Source organism: Lacinutrix sp., from assembly GCF_029238095.1.
GTDB lineage: Bacteria > Bacteroidota > Bacteroidia > Flavobacteriales > Flavobacteriaceae > Lacinutrix.
The window spans coordinates 21,866-38,858 of sequence record NZ_JAQWGS010000004.1; the positions used below are offsets into that span (position 1 = coordinate 21,866).

Below are 16,993 nucleotides of genomic sequence, written 5' to 3' on the forward strand. Positions count from 1 at the left end.
AAGTTAGGCTTAAATGTTTGTTTTTATCGATTAAATGCTTAAAACATCTCTCTTCCTGAGAAATGAAAAGCACCTTCAATAGCTGCGTTTTCATCGCTATCACTACCATGTACTGCATTTTCTCCAATAGAAGCAGCGTATAGCTTACGTATCGTTCCTTCTGCAGCATCTGCAGGATTAGTTGCACCAATTAAAGTTCTAAAATCCTCTACTGCGTTATCTTTTTCTAAGATAGCAGCTACTATAGGACCACGAGTCATGTACTCTACTAACTCACCAAAGAAAGGTCTTTCGTTATGTACTGCGTAAAATGCTTGAGCATCTGCTGTAGTCATTTGCGTTAATTTCATTGCTACGATTCTAAAACCTGAAGCATTAATTTTTTCTAAGATTGCGCCAATGTTTCCTTTTTCAACAGAATCAGGCTTAAGCATTGTAAATGTTCTATTTGTTGCCATTATATTATTTTTTTATGGCTGCAAAAGTAGTGTATTTCTTCGTAAAAACAATTATAAAAACTATTAAAAAATTGTATATTCGTGACCTATGAATACACAAGATATCGAGGAGATTAAGGTACTATTAGCAACTCCTAAAAAAATTGCAATTATACCACATAGAAACCCAGATGGAGATGCTATGGGCTCTACATTAGGGCTTTTAAACTACTTGTTACAACTAAATCATGATGCAAAAGTTATTGCGCCAAACGATTTTCCTGATTTTTTAAAATGGTTACCAAAAGTGGAAACTGTAGGTATTCATGAAACAGAAACAGAAGCGTCTGAGGCTTTTATTAATAATGCAGATGTTATTTTTACTCTAGATTTTAATGCCTTACATCGTACAGGAAACATGGAAACGATTTTAGCACAGAGTAAAGCTTTAAAAATAATGATTGACCATCACCAACAACCAGACGATTTTGCTAAATATATGTTTAGCGATGTCTCAATGAGTTCTACTTGTGAGATGGTATATCATTTTTTAGATAAACTAGACGCTTTAGACAAGGTTAATGCTGAAATAGCTACTTGTCTTTATGTTGGGATTATGACAGATACTGGGTCGTTTAGATTTCGCTCTACAACAAGTACAACGCACAGAATTATAGCCAATTTAATAGATAAAGGTGCAGATAATACTTTAATACACAACAACGTATACGATACTAACAGTTATAACCGTTTACAATTATTAGGTTGTGCTTTAAGTAATTTAAAAGTATTACCAGAACATAAAACTGCATATATTACCTTATCGCAACAAGAGTTACGTGATTTAGATTACAAAAAAGGAGATACAGAAGGTTTTGTTAACTATGCGTTATCGCTAGACAAAACGGTTTTAGCAGCCATTTTTATTGAAGATAAAAAACAAGGTATTATAAAAATATCGTTGCGTTCTAAAGGTGGTTTTTCTGTAAACGAAATGTCTCGTGCTCATTTTGAAGGTGGTGGTCATACCAACGCAGCAGGAGGAAAAAGCGATACGTCTTTAGAGTCTACAGTTGAAAAATTTATTAGTATATTACCATCGTATAGTAAAGCCCTTAATAATGAATAAACGCCTTGTTTTACTTTTTGTTTTTGCTTGCGCTTTGTCATGCAAAACTCCAGAAGCTAGAAAACCAGAAACAGTAAAGTCTGGTTCCTTTATTAGTGAATCTGTAATACGTAACAAAAAACTTTACGAAGCCGAAGAAAAAGCTATAGAAGCTTACATTAAAACCCAAGACACCAAGCAGTTTATGGCATCAGAATATGGCTTTTGGTACACTCAAGATACTGTTGTAGGTGTAAACGCCTCTAAATTACCAGAATTTGGAGATATTGTAAATTTCAACTTTAACCTTTCTGCATTAGATGGTACACTTATTTACTCCAAAGAAGAATTAAAAACTCGAGATTATGCCATGGACCAAGAAGCCCTTTTTACAGGACTAAGAGAAGGCTTAAAAGAAATGAGAGCTGGTGAAACCTTTACTTTTATATTTCCATCTCAAAAAGCTTATGGTTATTATGGAGATGAAAACAGAATAGGAAGAAACACACCATTAATTAGCGAAGTCACAGTAAATTCCATAACAAATAAATAATATTTTTTAAAATGAATAACATTAAAAACTCTATGAAACTTTTTATTATTGCACTATTAGTTAGTATGAGCGCATTCTCATGCCAAGAACAATATCCAGATTTAGAAGATGGATTATACGCAGAAATTAATACCAATAAAGGTACAATGGTTGCTAAACTATATTTCGAAAAAGCACCAGTAACTGTTGCTAATTTTGTTGGATTAGCAGAAGGTAATCACCCAAGTTTAGACAGCACTTTAAAAGGCAAACCTTTTTACGATGGTGTTATTTTTCATCGTGTCATGAATAATTTCATGATTCAAGGAGGAGATCCAACTGGAACTGGAATGGGAAGTGCTGGTTTTAAATTCCATAGTGAGTTCGATAAAACATTAAGCCATAACAAAGGTGGTATTCTTTCTATGGCAAATTCTGGAGGAGTTACAACAAACGGCTCACAATTTTTTATTACAGAAGTCCCTTATTTAAGAGGTGATGCTTATAATGCGGATGGAACATTAAAAAATTGCGACCAAGGTGGTGTGAGTTGTCATCCAGTATTTGGTGAATTAGTTAAGGGCTTAGAGATACAAGACTCTATATCTAATGTTCCGGTTTCTAAAGAAGGTAAAACACTAAACAGACCACTTGAAGATGTGGTGATTAATAAAGTAACTATAATTAGAAAAGGAAAAGCTGCAAAAGCGTTTGATGCTGTAAAAGTATTTACAGAACAAGAACCTTTATTAGCGGAGCAATGGAAAGCAATGCAGCAAAAAGAAATAGAATTGGTTAAAGAAAAAGCGAAAGCAGCAGGCGAAGATTTTAAGAAAGCAAACGCTAATTATGGTGGTGAGTTTTTTGAGTCTCCTACAGGAATGCTTATGTACCTAAACAAAGCTAAAAAAGAAGTAAAACCTAGCAGTGCAGATAAAGTATTAGTAAATTGTAGTGCTTACTTTATGAATGGTAACCTGTTGTACACCACATATGCAGACGTTGCTAAAAAAATGAACCAATACAACGAGCAACAAGACAAAGCCGGAGCATACAAACCGTTTCCAAGTATTTATAATGAATCTGCAAGTTTAGTACCTGGTTTTAGAGAAGCTATGCTAAGAATGAATGTTGGTGATAAAGCTAGAGTTTATGTACCAAGTTATTTAGGTTATGGTGCAGCAGGACGAGCACCAAGAGTACAACCAAATACAGATTTATATTTTGATATTGAAATAAAAGGGATTCAGTAGTAATACTATTTTCTAATTAATAATAAACAGCCTTTTAAAAGTAATTAAAAGGCTGTTTAAGTTTAAAACTGATTTGTTTTTTTGATATAGTAAAATGTACTAAATTCGTTTAAACTATTAAAAATATTTAACACTATATCTAATTATATTTGAAATATGAAAAACATAACGTTACTATTATTATACCTTCTAGCATTCAATATTTCTAAGGCACAACAAAAAGCGGTTACAGAAACAGGTGAACAAGTAATTTTATTTGAAAACGGAAGTTGGGAATATGAAAACAAAGAAGATTCTATAGAAAAAGAAACACCAACAAATACAAAAGTATTTAAAACAGATGAAGAATCTACTTTTTTACTAAAAAGCAGCAAATTAGATTTTGGTTTTTATTTAGATCCCACATTATGGTCATTTAGCAAAGCTATAGATAATGCTGCTGCTGAATATGAACTTGAGCTTAAAGGTGAAGACTTATATGGTATGATAATATGTGAAAAGCTAGAAATACCTATAGAATCTTTAAAAGCCATAGCAATACAAAACGGAAGAGATGCTGCACCAGATTTAAAAGTTGTTACCGAAGAATATAGAATTGTAAATGGTATTAAGGTGCTTCATCTTCAAATGAATGGAACCTTACAAGGAATTAAATTTTCATATTATGGATACTATTATTCAGGCAGTGATGGATCAGTACAATTTATTACTTACACTTCACAAGCTTTACTTGATAGCTACAAGGAGGATTGTGAAAAAATATTAAATGTATCGTAAAACTAAACTAATAGTACAGTTTTTAATAATATATAAATAGAACGTAAAAAGCACAATCTAAAGATTGTGCTTTTTTGTTGAAAAAAAGATTCTGTATTAATTACTTTTTAGGTATTTCCTTTAAAATCTCTAAAACAAATTCCCAGTATTTTTTAGCAGAAGAGATACTTGCGCGTTCATCTGGACTATGTGCACCTTTTATGGTTGGTCCAAAACTAATCATGTCAAAATCTGGATAGTTTTGTCCTAAAATACCACATTCTAATCCTGCGTGGCAAGCTGCAACATGTGCTTTTTCTCCATTTAATTTCTCATACAAACTGCTTAATACTTTTAATATAGAAGAGTCCATATTTGGAGTCCAACCAGGATAATCGCCAGACAATTCTACCTCGCAGCCTGTAAGCTCAAAAGTGGCGCGTAACATATTTGCTAAATCTATTTTAGAACTCTCTACAGATGAGCGTGTTAAACAACCTATTTTAATAGCACCATCTTTTACAATAACTCTTGCTACATTATTAGAGGTTTCTACTAAACCTGGAATATCTGCACTCATGCGATGAACTCCATTTAAAGCAGCATAAATAGCACGTGTTAAGCCTTCTTGGACACCTAAATCCATTATTTTTTCTGGTGTTCCTGTTTTAGAAATTATAACTTCTAAGTCTGGCTCCATGGTTTTTAATTCTGTTTTAATGGTTTTAGCAAGCAAGTCCATTTCGGTATTAAAAACAGCTTCATGTATGGCATCTATAGCAACAATAGCAAGACTTTCTCTTGGTATGGCGTTTCTTAAACTGCCACCATCTATTTCAGAGATACGCAATCCAAAATTCTCGAAACCATCAAAAAGCAAACGGTTCATTATTTTATTAGCATTACCTAAACCTTCATGTATTTGCATTCCAGAGTGTCCACCTTGCAAACCTTTTACTGTAATATTGTAACCTATTTTAAATTCTGGTGTTTCTTCTTCTTTATAGGTTCTTGTTGCTGTAACATCTACTCCACCAGCACAACCTACACCTATTTCATTGTCTTCTTCGGTATCTAAATTTAATAATATACCACCAGAAAGCAAACCTCCTTTTAAGCCCATGGCGCCTGTCATTCCTGTTTCTTCATCTATGGTAAACAACGCTTCAATAGCAGGATGCTGTATGTCTGTACTTTCTAAAATAGCCATAATAGTTGCTACACCTAAGCCATTATCTGCGCCTAAAGTAGTGCCTTTTGCTTTTACCCAATCACCAACTACATGCATCTCGATACCTTGAGTATCAAAATCGAATACAGTGTCGTTGTTTTTTTGGTGAACCATATCTAAGTGCGATTGCATAACAATAGTCACGCGATCTTCCATTCCAGAAGTTGCTGGTTTTTTAATAATAACATTTCCAACTTCATCTTCAATGGTTTCTAAGCCTAGTTTAACTCCAAAATCTTTCATAAAAGCAATCACACGCTCTTCTTTTTTAGAGGGTCTTGGTACTGCATTTAAGTCTGCAAATTTATTCCACAATAGTTTTGGTTCTAAGGCTCTTATTTCTGAATTCATTTTTAATATTTTAATTTGAAATGCTAAAATACAAAAAAGACCTATCTCCTTGTTAAAACCTAGGAGGTCTAACAGAAAATTAACTATTTTTGAACCATGCTGAAAAACAAAAAAATTCTTATTGCATTCGCTATTATACCTGCTTTTCTAATAGTCAAGGTGTTAGCGAAATTTCCGAATTTTATTGAAGCCTATTACAGCAAAGGTTTGTACACTATTACGTCTAAATTGTTTCGTTATACTTTAGGTTGGATACCGTTTTCTTTTGGAGATTTAATCTATAGCCTTGGTATTTTATATATAATAAGATGGCTAGTAATCAATAGAAAACGTATGCTAAAGAATTTTAAACATTGGTTAATTGATGTTTTTGCTGCAGTTTCTTTTATTTATATAGCCTTTCATTTATTTTGGGCCATGAATTATTACCGCTTACCGCTTCATGAAAACCTAAACTTAAAAGCAGATTATACTACAGAGGAATTAACTATAGTGACTAAAAATCTTATTGATAGGTCTAACGCTATTCATCTTAAAATTGTAAAAAACGACACTTTAAAAGTTGAGTTTCCGTATACCAAATCTGAAGTTATTACTAAAACACCAGAAAGTTATGCTGGGCTTCAAAAAATATTTCCAGAATTAGAATATAAAGGAGTGAGCATAAAAAAATCGCTGTTAAGCTTACCACTTACTTATATGGGTTTTAGTGGTTATTTAAATCCGTTAACCAACGAAGCACATATTAACAATTTAATTCCTGTATTTAAATTCCCTACAACTACAGCTCATGAAATTGCGCACCAATTAGGTTATGCAGCAGAAAACGAGGCTAATTTTATTGGTTTTTTAGCAGCAACACATCATAAAGACCTTTATTTTAAATATTCTGGTTATACTTTTGGATTACGCCATTGTCTTCATGAGGTGTATAGACGAAATCCTCAACAATACGACACGCTTCTAAAAACCATTAATCCAGGAATATTAAAAAATTATCAAGAGGTTCGCGAGTTCTGGATGAGCCATGAAAACCCAATAGAACCTTTATTTCAAACTACATATAACAACTACTTAGAAGCTAATAACCAAAAAGGAGGCATGAAAAGTTATAGTTACGTTGTCGCACTTTTAGTAAATTATCTCCAAGATAAAACACTTTAACAGTATTCGTTTGTATTAGAATAATTCTAATTATTATATTTAGAAATTATTATCCTATTAAACTATCTCATGATAAAAAAAACAATTCTACTTGCATGTCTTGTGCTAACAATTAATGTATTCGCACAGGAAAATGTCCCAAAAAACGATGGTGTAAAAACCATAAGTTCTAATTACACAGTAGTTACAAATGCTGAAATTCACGTCTCTCCTACTCAGGTTATAGAGAATGGTACCATGGTTATAAAAGATGGTAAAATAGTATCTATTGGTAACAATGTGTCTATTCCAAAAAACGCTGTTGTTACAGATTTAAGTGGCAAAAGCGTTTATCCTTCTTTTATAGACCTCTACTCTACTTTTGGTGTAGAAAAACCTAAAAGATCAGGTAGCAACTCTAGAACACCACAATATGATGCCGAAAGAGAAGGACACTACTGGAACGACCATATTAGAGCAGAACAAAATGCTATCGATAAATTTAGCTACAATACAAAAGAAGCCGAAAAGCTAATTGCTGCAGGTTTTGGCGTTGTAAATACGCATATTGAAGACGGGATTATTCGTGGTACAGGAACCTTAGTAGCATTAAATTCTGAAGGATCTAATGCAAATAGAATTCTTAGTACAAAATCGGCACAATTTTTAGGCACAAGTAAAAGTGCCACTTCTAGACAGTCTTATCCAAATTCAATTATGGGTTCTTTTGCTTTATTGCGCCAAGTAAATATGGATGCTAAATGGTACCAAACAGGAACAGCAAAAGAAAAAGACAGAAGTTTAGAAGCGTTTAATGCTAATAAAAACCTTGTTCAAATTATTGAAGCAGGAAGTAAAATGAATGCATTACGTTTGGATAAAATTGGTGATCAATTTAATACACAGTATGTTTTTGTTGGTGGTGGAGATGAATATGAATATATAAAAGAAATTAAAGCAACTAATGGAAGTTTTATTCTACCAGTAAACTTTCCAGATGCTTACGATATGGAAAATCCGTTTTTAGCAAACTCTGTTGATTTAGCAGATTTACGCGAATGGAACCAAAAACCACACAACCCTAAAATTTTAGCTGAAAACAATGTAACATTTGCCTTATCAACCTATAAGCTTAAAGATGCTAAAGAATTTATGCCAAACCTTTTAAAAGCCATAGAAGCTGGCTTACCTAAAGACAAGGCTTTAGCGGCATTAACCACAATTCCTGCTCAAATACTTGGTAAAAGCAACGAAATAGGAAGCTTACAAACAGGAGCTTATGCTAACTTTTTAGTAACCTCTGGCGATATATTTGATAAAGAAACAACTCTGTTTCAAAACTGGGTTGCTGGAACTAAAAACGAGTTAAAGCCTTTAAACCAAAAAGATATTCGTGGTGATTACACTTTTAATCTTGGTAATACAGATTACGAATTGTCTATTAAAGGAAAAATAGAAAAGTTGAAATCTCAAGTAAAAGCAGACAATAAAACTTTAGGCTCTAAAATTAGTTTTGATGAGGATTGGATGAATCTTACCTTCTCTACTGTAGATACTATAAAGCAAGAATTTATTCGTTTAGTTGCTAATATAGAAAATACAAGTGCTTTTAGTGGTAAAGCTATTTTTCCTAATGGAAACGAAAGTACTTTCTTTGCTACTAAAAAAACAGATAGTAAAGCTGCTGATGATAAAAATGAAAAAGATGATGATGATAAAGAAGCAGGAGATGATGATAAAAATGAAGAAAAAGGAGAAAAAAGCGACAAAGATGCCGTTGCCAATACTGATAAATTATTTCCAGTAACCTTCCCAAATATGGCTTATGGTTTTGAAACCTTACCAAAACAAGAAACTATATTATTTAAAAATGTAACGGTTTGGACTAACGAAAAAGAAGGTATCTTAAAAAATACAGACGTATTAATTAAAGATGGTAAGATTTCTAAAATAGGACAAAACCTTAGTACAAATAATGCTCAAGTTATAAACGGAGAAGGTAAACACTTAACTTCTGGTATTATAGACGAACATGCACATATAGCAACATCATCTGTAAACGAGTCTGGACATAACTCTACAGCAGAAGTAACACAAGAAGATGTAATCAATCCAGAAGACATCAGTATTTACAGAAACCTTGCTGGTGGTGTTACATCTATTCAAATTTTACATGGCTCTGCTAACCCAATTGGTGGTCGTTCTGCGGTTATTAAACTTAAATGGGGAGAATCAGCAGACAACCTATTGTATAAAGACATGCCTAAGTTTATAAAATTTGCATTAGGAGAAAATGTAAAACAAAGTAATTGGGGAGATGTTGAAACTGTACGTTTTCCTCAAACAAGAATGGGAGTTGAACAAGTTTACACAGATTACTTCCAACGTGCCAAAGAGTATGATGCTAAAAAGAAAAGCGGACAAACTTATAGAAAAGACGTAGAAATGGAAGTAATTGCCGAAATTTTAAACAAAGAACGCTTTATTAGTTGCCACTCTTATGTACAAAGTGAAATTAATATGTTAATGAAGGTTGCAGAAAAATTCGACTTTAACATCAACACATTTACGCATATTTTAGAAGGCTATAAAGTAGCAGACAAAATGAAAGCTCATGGTGTAGGTGGTTCTACTTTTAGCGACTGGTGGGCTTATAAATACGAAGTTAATGATGCAATACCATTTAACGCTGCAATTATGCATAATGCAGGAGTAACAGTGGCAATAAATAGTGATGACAGTGAAATGTCTAGACGTTTAAATCAAGAAGCTGCAAAATCTGTTAAGTACGGAAATATTAGTGAGGAAGAGGCTTGGGAATTTGTAACATTAAATCCTGCTAAGCTATTACATATCGATGATCGTGTTGGTAGTATTAAAGTAGGAAAAGATGCAGATGTTGTTTTATGGAACGACCATCCTATGTCTATTTATGCTAAAGCAGAAAAAACAATTATTGATGGCATTACTTATTTTGATATAGATCGTGATAAAAAACTACGTGAGGCAATTAAAAAAGAGAAAAACGAATTAACAACACTAATGCTTCAAGCTAAAAATAAAGGCTTAAAAACAAAACCGATTGAAAAGAAAGAGAAAGCACATTTTCACTGTGACTCAGAATTTTAAGAATCAATTTCAGTTTCAATCTAATTAAAGAAGACTTCTAAAGTATTACAGTCTTCAAAATTTAAAAATATTTTCAAAATGAAACAATTAAATTATAAAATATTAGCCTTTGCAGTATTACTTTCATCTATAGTAATAGCTCAACAAACACCTGCTTCTAAGCAAACCAATGCCATTTCTATTGAAGGTGCAACTGCACATCTAGGAAATGGAGAAGTTATTGAGAATTCTCTAATTATGTTTAACAATGGTAAGTTTACTTTTGTTGGCAGTGCCAATACAAAAATTGCACGTCAAGGCAAAGTTATGAATGCTACAGGAAAACATTTATATCCTGGTTTTATAGCTCCAAATTCTACTTTAGGTTTAGTAGAAGTAGATGCTGTAAGAGCCAGTAATGATGCTGATGAAGTTGGAGCAATGAATCCACACATAAGAAGCTTAATAGCCTATAATACAGAGTCTAAGATTATTGAGTCTATGAGACCTAATGGAGTATTAATGGGACAAATTACGCCAAGAGGTGGACGTATTTCGGGAACCTCATCTATTGTACAGTTTGACGCCTGGAATTGGGAAGACGCAGCTATTAAAGCAGATGATGGAATTCACTTAAATTGGCCTAATCCTTTTTCTCGTGGTCGTTGGTGGTTAGGAGAACCATCGATGCTAAAAGAAAATAAAAATTATAAAAAACAAATAGAAGAATTGGCTTCTTACTTTGCTGAAAGTAAAGCATACCAAGCAAGTAACAAGTCGCCAAGACATCTACCTTTTGAGGCTTTACAAGGTGTTATTGAGGGCTCCAAAAAATTATATGTACACGTTGATGGAGAAAGAGGTATTACAGATGCTATAAACTTTGCAAAAAACACAAATATTAAACATATAGTAATTGTTGGTGGCTATGAAGCTCACAAAGTAAGTAGCTTATTAAAACAAAACAATATTCCTGTCTTATTACAACGTGTACATAGCGAACCTAATAATGATGACGACGATTACGATTTACCATTTAAATTAGCAAATAAATTAGTTAACGCTGGTGTATTGGTTGGTTTAGAAAATGCTGGAGGTATGGAACGTATGAATGCCAGAAACCTACCTTTTTTGGCTGGCACTTGTGCTGCTTATGGTTTAAATAAAGAACAAGCCTTGAGTTTAATTACTTTAAATACGGCTAAAATTTTAGGTATAGATAACATGGTTGGTTCTCTAGAAGTAGGTAAAGATGCTACGCTTTTTATTAGCGAAGGTGATGCTTTAGACATGAGAACAAATAAGTTAGAAAAAGCGTATATTCAAGGACGAGATATTAGTTTAGAATCTCACCAAACAGAATTATACAAACGTTACAGTAATAAATACAAGCAGCAATAATATTATTTAGAAGTACATCTCTAATTAAACTTTATACTCTAAATCATGAAAAAAACACTAATATTTGCTTTTACTTTGTTTAGTTTGCTAGGCTTTTCTCAAGAGAAAGAAGCAAAAAAAACAGAGTTGCCTTTTTTAATTAGCGTTGGCAATACTGGTGTTTTTAATTCGGTTTATAGTAGGTTAGATTTTATAAGTAAAAACATAACAAAAAATACAACATCACTTCAACGTTTAGAGGAGATGCGTCATGGTCAATTAATAATATCTACAAAACCTTTAGCCGAATCTTTTAATAGTATTTATCTTGAAACTAGACCTAGTTTAAATATTGAATTACAGCAAATCATGTTTAGCGGTAATTTTCCAAACCCAAGTTTAAGGCGATTTCCGGTAGTTATTAAACAATAAAAAAAAGAGCCAATTGGCTCTTTTTTTATTATGAAGAAGTGTTGTTATTATTTTGAAACTGCTGCTTCTGGTTTGGCAAAAACAGTATCTTCAAGTTTATTTTTAGATAAAATAACATCTGTAAACAATAAATCATTTCGCTTATCTCCAATTATAAAACCATCTGCATTATACCATTCTAAGGTTTTAGGTAACAACATTTCGTTAACCATTTGCCAATTAGTATATTTTATAAAATGCCAATCTTTACTTTTTTCTTTAGTAAAATAAGTTACAGTATAACCTAACCAAGTCATTTTATTAGTTTCAGCATCATAATACATAATGTATTCGTCTTCTGGAGATTCGCCAACTTCAGCTGCATAACTAATTTTTATTCCAGGATATGTTTTACTATCAACTTTAAGAGGTTCAACATTTGTATAGGTAATACCATCATCTGCCAATATATAAGGCATGGCATAGAAATAAAACATTAAGTTGTAATAAAACTGCGGATTTCCTTCATACTTGTTTTCTCCTTTATTTATTAGCCAAGCTTCTTTTCCTATATAACCAATTTTAAAAGCATCAGTTTATATTAGTGACCTTCTGTCTTTTAAATCTGTTGTTGTTGTTTCGTCTCCTGTTGGTTTTTTTATAGTGAAGACTAAAGTATTAAAGGTATTCCATTGGTCTATGCCTCCATGAGCATTTAATATTTTTGTAACATTTTCTGGATAGATTGATGTTGTTATATCTAATTTTTCTTCAAAGTAGTCTGCATTAACAACTGGTTTTGTTTCTTGTTTACATGCCAAGACTATAATTAATGTTAAAGCAAGTATTAGGTAGTTTTTCATAATATATTTTAGTTTGATTATGAGTCGTAAATTGAAAATGAACATTACAAAAAAAGCTTCAGTGTGAACTGAAGCTTTTTAAATTACTATTATATTTTATTATTCTATTATTAATTTCTTAATGGTTTGTTTATTGTTTTGGTTTAGTTTTACAAAATACAATCCTGCTTGTAGGTTTTTAAAATTAAGCTGAAGTGTTTCGCTTATAACATCTTTAATCACTATTTTACCTTGAACATCTATTATTTCTATAGAGGCAGTTCCACTTGAAATATTATTTAACTTAATATTTATAGTACTAGTTGCTGGATTTGGAAATAAAGCAAAGCCATTGACGTTAAATTCATCTACAGATAAATTATTTTCTACAAATTCTGTTTCAAAAGTATTTGTTATTACTGGAGCATTAAAATCGAAATAAATTTCAGCAGTATTAGGAATAATAGTACCAACTGCATAACCAGCGTTTGGTTTTATTTTATAGTAAACGTAACCATTACTTGCAAAATCGTCTTGAGATTGTGCTGGTAAATTAATGTTATCGAATGTCCAAGTTAACTGATTTCCGTTTCGCATCATTACAACATCATGAGTTGCTCTTAAAAACTGTAATGTGCTTAAATCTAATTGTGAATCTACAGTATTTTCTATTCTAACATTTATAGCTTCTGCAGTACCAACATTTTGGAACCTAATGGTATAATAAAGGTACTCGTCTGTTGTTACAAAATCATTATAAATAATATCTGGACCTTGAGATTCTTTAATATCATTGGGATCGTAAGAACCAATAACTTCTTGAGTGACTATAGAAACATTGTTTTCGCTAACCACGTCGTTTGCAGCAGTTGTATAGACCACAGAACTTGTAACATACTCACCTAGGTTTACTGTAACTGGAGTATATAATCTAAACCAAACCACTCTTGACTCACCTGGTAAAAGGTTTGTAAAATCTACTGTAGCTCCTGTTGCTGTTTGTGTAACTGTTAATCCTGAATCTAATGGATTGGCATCTAAGTAATCTACAATTGTGTCATGAATAAAAGTTACTGTTCCTGAGGCTATAGTCGTTGAACCCAAATTTTCAATAACTAAATCGTTCCAATAATTAAATCCTGGTCTTGGCGAACTAAATGGAATTAAATAAACCGATAAATCTTCACAAGCCATTTGCTCTGTAATTGGAAAATCTACAGTTACAGTGTTGCCATTTAACACTGTAATGTCCTGGAACAATGCTGTTGGAATGTTAAAGCAGTTCTCGTAACCTGTATTTGTTGCAAAAGTTATATCGTAACTGTTTGCTTCATCTTGATTTATTATATTAAAGCTTCCTGTGTTAGAATTTACTGTGCTTATGTTTCCATCATTATTAATTTCATAAGTAAAGAATCCGTTTGTAAAAGGTACATCTGTTCCATTAAAAACGCCATCGTTATTATTATCTAAGAAGGCATTAACATCTATAAATCCTATATTACTTGCGCAAAACACATCAAAATCTATTGGGTCATTTTCACAACTAATTACAGAGCCATCAGATTGTATATAGACTGTTGCAGTTGTTCCTGTAGTTGTAAATGTTAAACCAGATAAATCTCCACTATTATTTAAACCATAAGGATTATCTGCATTTAAATTTGTTGTTCCATCACTATCTAAAACAATAAGCTCATCAAAATTAAATTCGGTAGAACCAGAGTTAAAAACAATATATAATGAGGAACCATCATTACTACTAAAGTTGTATTGTTGTGTTTCGTTGTTGGTATAACAAAAATTAGTATTTACAGATTGACCAGAAGCACAGTCTACCATTACGTTTGGATCTGCCCTTGTTATAAAACTTGAAGCATTACAGTTATCTGCATTACCATTTGGATTGTAAGGTATAATAGTAACAAAATATTGTGTATCATAATTTAATGTCCCAAAATCGTATGTGGTTACATTACCAACATCTACCATATCTAAAACAATTTCTCCTGTAGAGGTTACGAGATTTAAATTATAGCCTGTTACATAACCAGTTGCTGTTGTCCAAGTTATGTCTGTGTTTTCATTTACATCTACAGCTAAATCTTGAGGTGTTGTTACTACAGCATTACACGTTGGTATTGCAGAAGTGTCTAAACAACTTACTACGTAATCTATTGTCGAGTAATTACTTCCTGGGCAATCAATACTAGCATCAGAATCTACATAAATTGTAATAGTGTCTCCTGAGGCTTCAAATATTAAATTTGTTAGGTCTCCAGCGTTACCATATGGAGTCGCTGCATTTAAATTTGTAACACCATCACTATCTAAAACTATTAATTCATCGTAAATATTTTCAACTTGACCAGAAACAATAACCAATTGTAAAGGTGTGCCATCACTACTAGTATACGTGTATTGTAATGTTTCGTTATTCGAATAACAAAACGAGGCTGTTACAGGCTGACCACATGTTACTGTAACTGGACAATTACTTGTTATAATGTCGAAAAACGAAAGCGATGAACACTCACTATTAACCTCATTTACAGAAGCTGTTATCGTTTGGTTTGTATTTACTGGCAAATAACTTGATGGATTTTGTATTGCATTTACTTGATTAGCAGCATCTGCTGTACTTTCATAAAAAGTTACTGTATATTGATTAAAGTCTAAACCATCTAAAATTTCAGGAATTGTAATTGTTAAATCGTAAGCCTGATTTGGGTCGCAAGACGTTAAATTACTTGCTGTACCAAGTACTGGATAGAAGCCTATATTTACAGTTGTTGTATCTGTATTTACACAACCTGTAACTGTATTAGTAATAGTTACTGTATAATCTCCAGATTGCGTTACCATAATGGTAGGCGTGTCTTCTCCAGTATTCCATTGGTAAATACAATCTTGTTGTGTCACTGTGTAAGGCGCTAACATAATTGTATTACCTGAACATAAACTGTAAACATCTTCAAAAATAATTATTGGCAACTCATTTATTTGTAAGTTAATGGTAGTTATTACATAGTCTCCTGTCGCTGTTGCTGTAACTCCTGCATAAACAACTGTTACATTAGGATTCGCAGTATAAGACGAGGGATTAGCTATTGTATTGGTTTGGGATAAAGCGTTATCATAGATTTCGTAGTAAGCAATTGTATAATCATTTACATTAAGACTGCTTAGTATATCTGGATTTGCAGCAGTTAAATCAAAAACAGCAGTACCAGTTGCATTTGTTCCACAAACATCTAGTATCGCTGAATTAACTTGAAAAGGAGCGTATTCTGTAAGCAAAACTAATTCTACTAGTGCAGAACAATTACTATTAACACTCTCTACTCTTACATAAACAGTTTGTTGGTTAGCAACAATATTATTATAAGGGCTCACTAGAGCATTAATATCATTATCTGCATCTACTATTGTTTCATGGTAGGTAATTATTAGTCCAGTTGCACCACCAGTTATTTCTAAATCTTTATCTGTTAAATTAAACGTAGTAAAACCATCGTTATCAGGATCTTCTTCGACCAATGGTGTTGGCTGTATAATTTGCAAAGTTTCTACATTTAGATAAAGAGCCGTATTATTACTCACGTAATAGCAGCCTGAATTTATATTATCTATTCTTATATAAATAGTTTGATAATATGGTGAACTATAGTTTTCGTAAAATGTAGGATTTGTTATTGGGTTGGTATTATTATTAGCATCGTTTAAATCTTGATAATAAGACACTAATAAATCTTGATTACCACCAGTTATTTGGTTTTCATAAATTGTTAAATCGAAGATACCTATACCTTGACCGTTTCCACATGCAATAAGATCGTAAGGTTGAGTATTAATATTTAATGTATTTATTATTAAATTATAGGTTACCACATTAGAAGTACAGTTTCCATTAATAGATTGAACAACTGCAAATATTGTTTGTGGGTTTGTTGTATTGGTATAAGGACTACTTAAAGGATTCATTTGTGCCTCAGCATCTGCTTGCGTTAGATAATGCAAAACATAAAAACTATTAGGATCTTGCGTTCCTAAAATTTGTTGATCTTGAATTTGTAAATCAAAATCTGCAAAACCAGCACCATCATCATCACAAATCTCAAGATCTACTGGTATGTTTGCTGTTGGCTGATAAAGTACAGTAAAACTTACAGAACTAGATACAGGTTGTGGTCCACTAGTAGTATATTCTACAGTGTATGTATTTCCAGATATTGCATTAGTTACTGCTCCAGTTAAAATATCAATAATTGCTCCATCTGTTGGTGTTTGACTGAAAATAAATGTTCCTCCTAAATCACCTGTTATTGTAGCAACTGCACCATCGCAACTTGGTGTCATAAAAAATGATGCGTCTTCTTGAGCATAAATAAAAGAAGATATTAAGAATGAAAATAAAACGGTAAGTAATTGTTTTTTCATG

The 16,993-nt window shown here is 32.3% G+C and carries 13 protein-coding genes; 8 read left to right on the forward strand and 5 right to left on the reverse strand.

All coding sequences use genetic code 11. The annotated features are described in order from the left end of the window. Positions 1-38: 38 nt before the first annotated feature. Positions 39-458 (reverse strand): nucleoside-diphosphate kinase, encoded by a 420-nt coding sequence (locus tag P8H50_RS00960; RefSeq protein WP_300204550.1) that lies wholly within the window; start codon positions 456-458, stop codon positions 39-41. Between the two features lie 88 nt (positions 459-546). Here P8H50_RS00960 and P8H50_RS00965 point away from each other — a divergent pair, with 88 nt between their 5' ends. From P8H50_RS00965 to P8H50_RS00980, 4 genes are all read left to right on the forward strand, one after another. Next, positions 547-1,566, forward strand: coding sequence for a DHH family phosphoesterase (locus P8H50_RS00965; protein WP_300204553.1), 1,020 nt, complete (start codon positions 547-549; stop codon positions 1,564-1,566). Further along, positions 1,559-2,098 (forward strand): gliding motility-associated peptidyl-prolyl isomerase GldI, encoded by a 540-nt coding sequence (gldI, locus tag P8H50_RS00970; RefSeq protein WP_300204557.1) that lies wholly within the window; start codon positions 1,559-1,561, stop codon positions 2,096-2,098. The genes P8H50_RS00965 and gldI overlap by 8 nt, the downstream gene beginning before the upstream one ends. A gap of 32 nt (positions 2,099-2,130) precedes the next feature. Next, a complete protein-coding gene (locus P8H50_RS00975) occupies positions 2,131-3,330 on the forward strand; it encodes a peptidylprolyl isomerase (RefSeq protein WP_300204561.1) in 1,200 nt (399 codons plus the stop codon). Positions 3,331-3,486: 156 nt separating this feature from the next. After that, positions 3,487-4,107, forward strand: a complete 621-nt coding sequence (locus P8H50_RS00980) for a hypothetical protein (RefSeq protein WP_300204566.1) — start codon at positions 3,487-3,489, stop codon at positions 4,105-4,107. Positions 4,108-4,207: 100 nt separating this feature from the next. Here P8H50_RS00980 and P8H50_RS00985 read toward each other — a convergent pair whose 3' ends face one another. Continuing rightward, complete coding sequence (locus P8H50_RS00985; protein WP_300204569.1) at positions 4,208-5,668, reverse strand: aminoacyl-histidine dipeptidase; 1,461 nt, start codon at positions 5,666-5,668, stop codon at positions 4,208-4,210. Positions 5,669-5,764: 96 nt separating this feature from the next. On the opposite strand from P8H50_RS00985, the gene P8H50_RS00990 reads away from it, so the two are divergent. The 4 genes from P8H50_RS00990 (at position 5,765) to P8H50_RS01005 (ending at position 11,731) form a co-directional block, all read left to right on the forward strand. After that, complete coding sequence (locus P8H50_RS00990) at positions 5,765-6,832, forward strand: DUF3810 domain-containing protein (RefSeq protein ID WP_300204573.1); 1,068 nt, start codon at positions 5,765-5,767, stop codon at positions 6,830-6,832. A 69-nt stretch (positions 6,833-6,901) separates the two neighbouring features. Beyond that, positions 6,902-9,940 (forward strand): amidohydrolase family protein, encoded by a 3,039-nt coding sequence (locus tag P8H50_RS00995; protein WP_300204576.1) that lies wholly within the window; start codon positions 6,902-6,904, stop codon positions 9,938-9,940. Positions 9,941-10,018: 78 nt separating this feature from the next. Beyond that, complete coding sequence (locus P8H50_RS01000) at positions 10,019-11,320, forward strand: amidohydrolase family protein (protein WP_300204580.1); 1,302 nt, start codon at positions 10,019-10,021, stop codon at positions 11,318-11,320. A gap of 45 nt (positions 11,321-11,365) precedes the next feature. Then, positions 11,366-11,731 (forward strand): hypothetical protein, encoded by a 366-nt coding sequence (locus P8H50_RS01005; protein WP_300204584.1) that lies wholly within the window; start codon positions 11,366-11,368, stop codon positions 11,729-11,731. 47 nt (positions 11,732-11,778) lie between these two features. Here the strand turns inward: P8H50_RS01005 and P8H50_RS01010 are convergent, their stop codons facing one another. From P8H50_RS01010 to P8H50_RS01020, 3 genes are all read right to left on the reverse strand, one after another. Next, positions 11,779-12,207 carry a DUF6503 family protein gene (locus P8H50_RS01010; protein WP_300204587.1) on the reverse strand — a complete coding sequence of 143 codons (429 nt, stop codon included), beginning with the start codon at positions 12,205-12,207 and terminating at the stop codon, positions 11,779-11,781. 99 nt (positions 12,208-12,306) lie between these two features. Further along, complete coding sequence (locus P8H50_RS01015) at positions 12,307-12,573, reverse strand: hypothetical protein (protein ID WP_300204590.1); 267 nt, start codon at positions 12,571-12,573, stop codon at positions 12,307-12,309. 99 nt (positions 12,574-12,672) lie between these two features. Further along, entirely contained in the window at positions 12,673-16,992 is a 4,320-nt protein-coding gene (locus tag P8H50_RS01020; RefSeq protein ID WP_300204594.1) for a T9SS type A sorting domain-containing protein, read from the reverse strand. Between the last annotated feature and the right edge of the window lies 1 nt (position 16,993).

What these genes read in the sequence shown, in the direction of transcription:
- P8H50_RS01020 (WP_300204594.1), bottom strand. Translation starts at nt 16,992, where the DNA reads ATGAAAAAACAATTACTTACCGTTTTATTTTCATTCTTAATATCTTCT.
- P8H50_RS00985 (WP_300204569.1), bottom strand. Translation starts at nt 5,668, where the DNA reads ATGAATTCAGAAATAAGAGCCTTAGAACCAAAACTATTGTGGAATAAA.
- P8H50_RS00980 (WP_300204566.1), top strand. Translation starts at nt 3,487, where the DNA reads ATGAAAAACATAACGTTACTATTATTATACCTTCTAGCATTCAATATT.
- P8H50_RS00960 (WP_300204550.1), bottom strand. Translation starts at nt 458, where the DNA reads ATGGCAACAAATAGAACATTTACAATGCTTAAGCCTGATTCTGTTGAA.
- P8H50_RS00990 (WP_300204573.1), top strand. Translation starts at nt 5,765, where the DNA reads ATGCTGAAAAACAAAAAAATTCTTATTGCATTCGCTATTATACCTGCT.
- P8H50_RS01005 (WP_300204584.1), top strand. Translation starts at nt 11,366, where the DNA reads ATGAAAAAAACACTAATATTTGCTTTTACTTTGTTTAGTTTGCTAGGC.
- P8H50_RS01000 (WP_300204580.1), top strand. Translation starts at nt 10,019, where the DNA reads ATGAAACAATTAAATTATAAAATATTAGCCTTTGCAGTATTACTTTCA.
- P8H50_RS00965 (WP_300204553.1), top strand. Translation starts at nt 547, where the DNA reads ATGAATACACAAGATATCGAGGAGATTAAGGTACTATTAGCAACTCCT.
- P8H50_RS01015 (WP_300204590.1), bottom strand. Translation starts at nt 12,573, where the DNA reads ATGAAAAACTACCTAATACTTGCTTTAACATTAATTATAGTCTTGGCA.
- P8H50_RS00995 (WP_300204576.1), top strand. Translation starts at nt 6,902, where the DNA reads ATGATAAAAAAAACAATTCTACTTGCATGTCTTGTGCTAACAATTAAT.
- P8H50_RS01010 (WP_300204587.1), bottom strand. Translation starts at nt 12,207, where the DNA reads ATGTTTTATTTCTATGCCATGCCTTATATATTGGCAGATGATGGTATT.
- P8H50_RS00975 (WP_300204561.1), top strand. Translation starts at nt 2,131, where the DNA reads ATGAAACTTTTTATTATTGCACTATTAGTTAGTATGAGCGCATTCTCA.
- gldI (WP_300204557.1), top strand. Translation starts at nt 1,559, where the DNA reads ATGAATAAACGCCTTGTTTTACTTTTTGTTTTTGCTTGCGCTTTGTCA.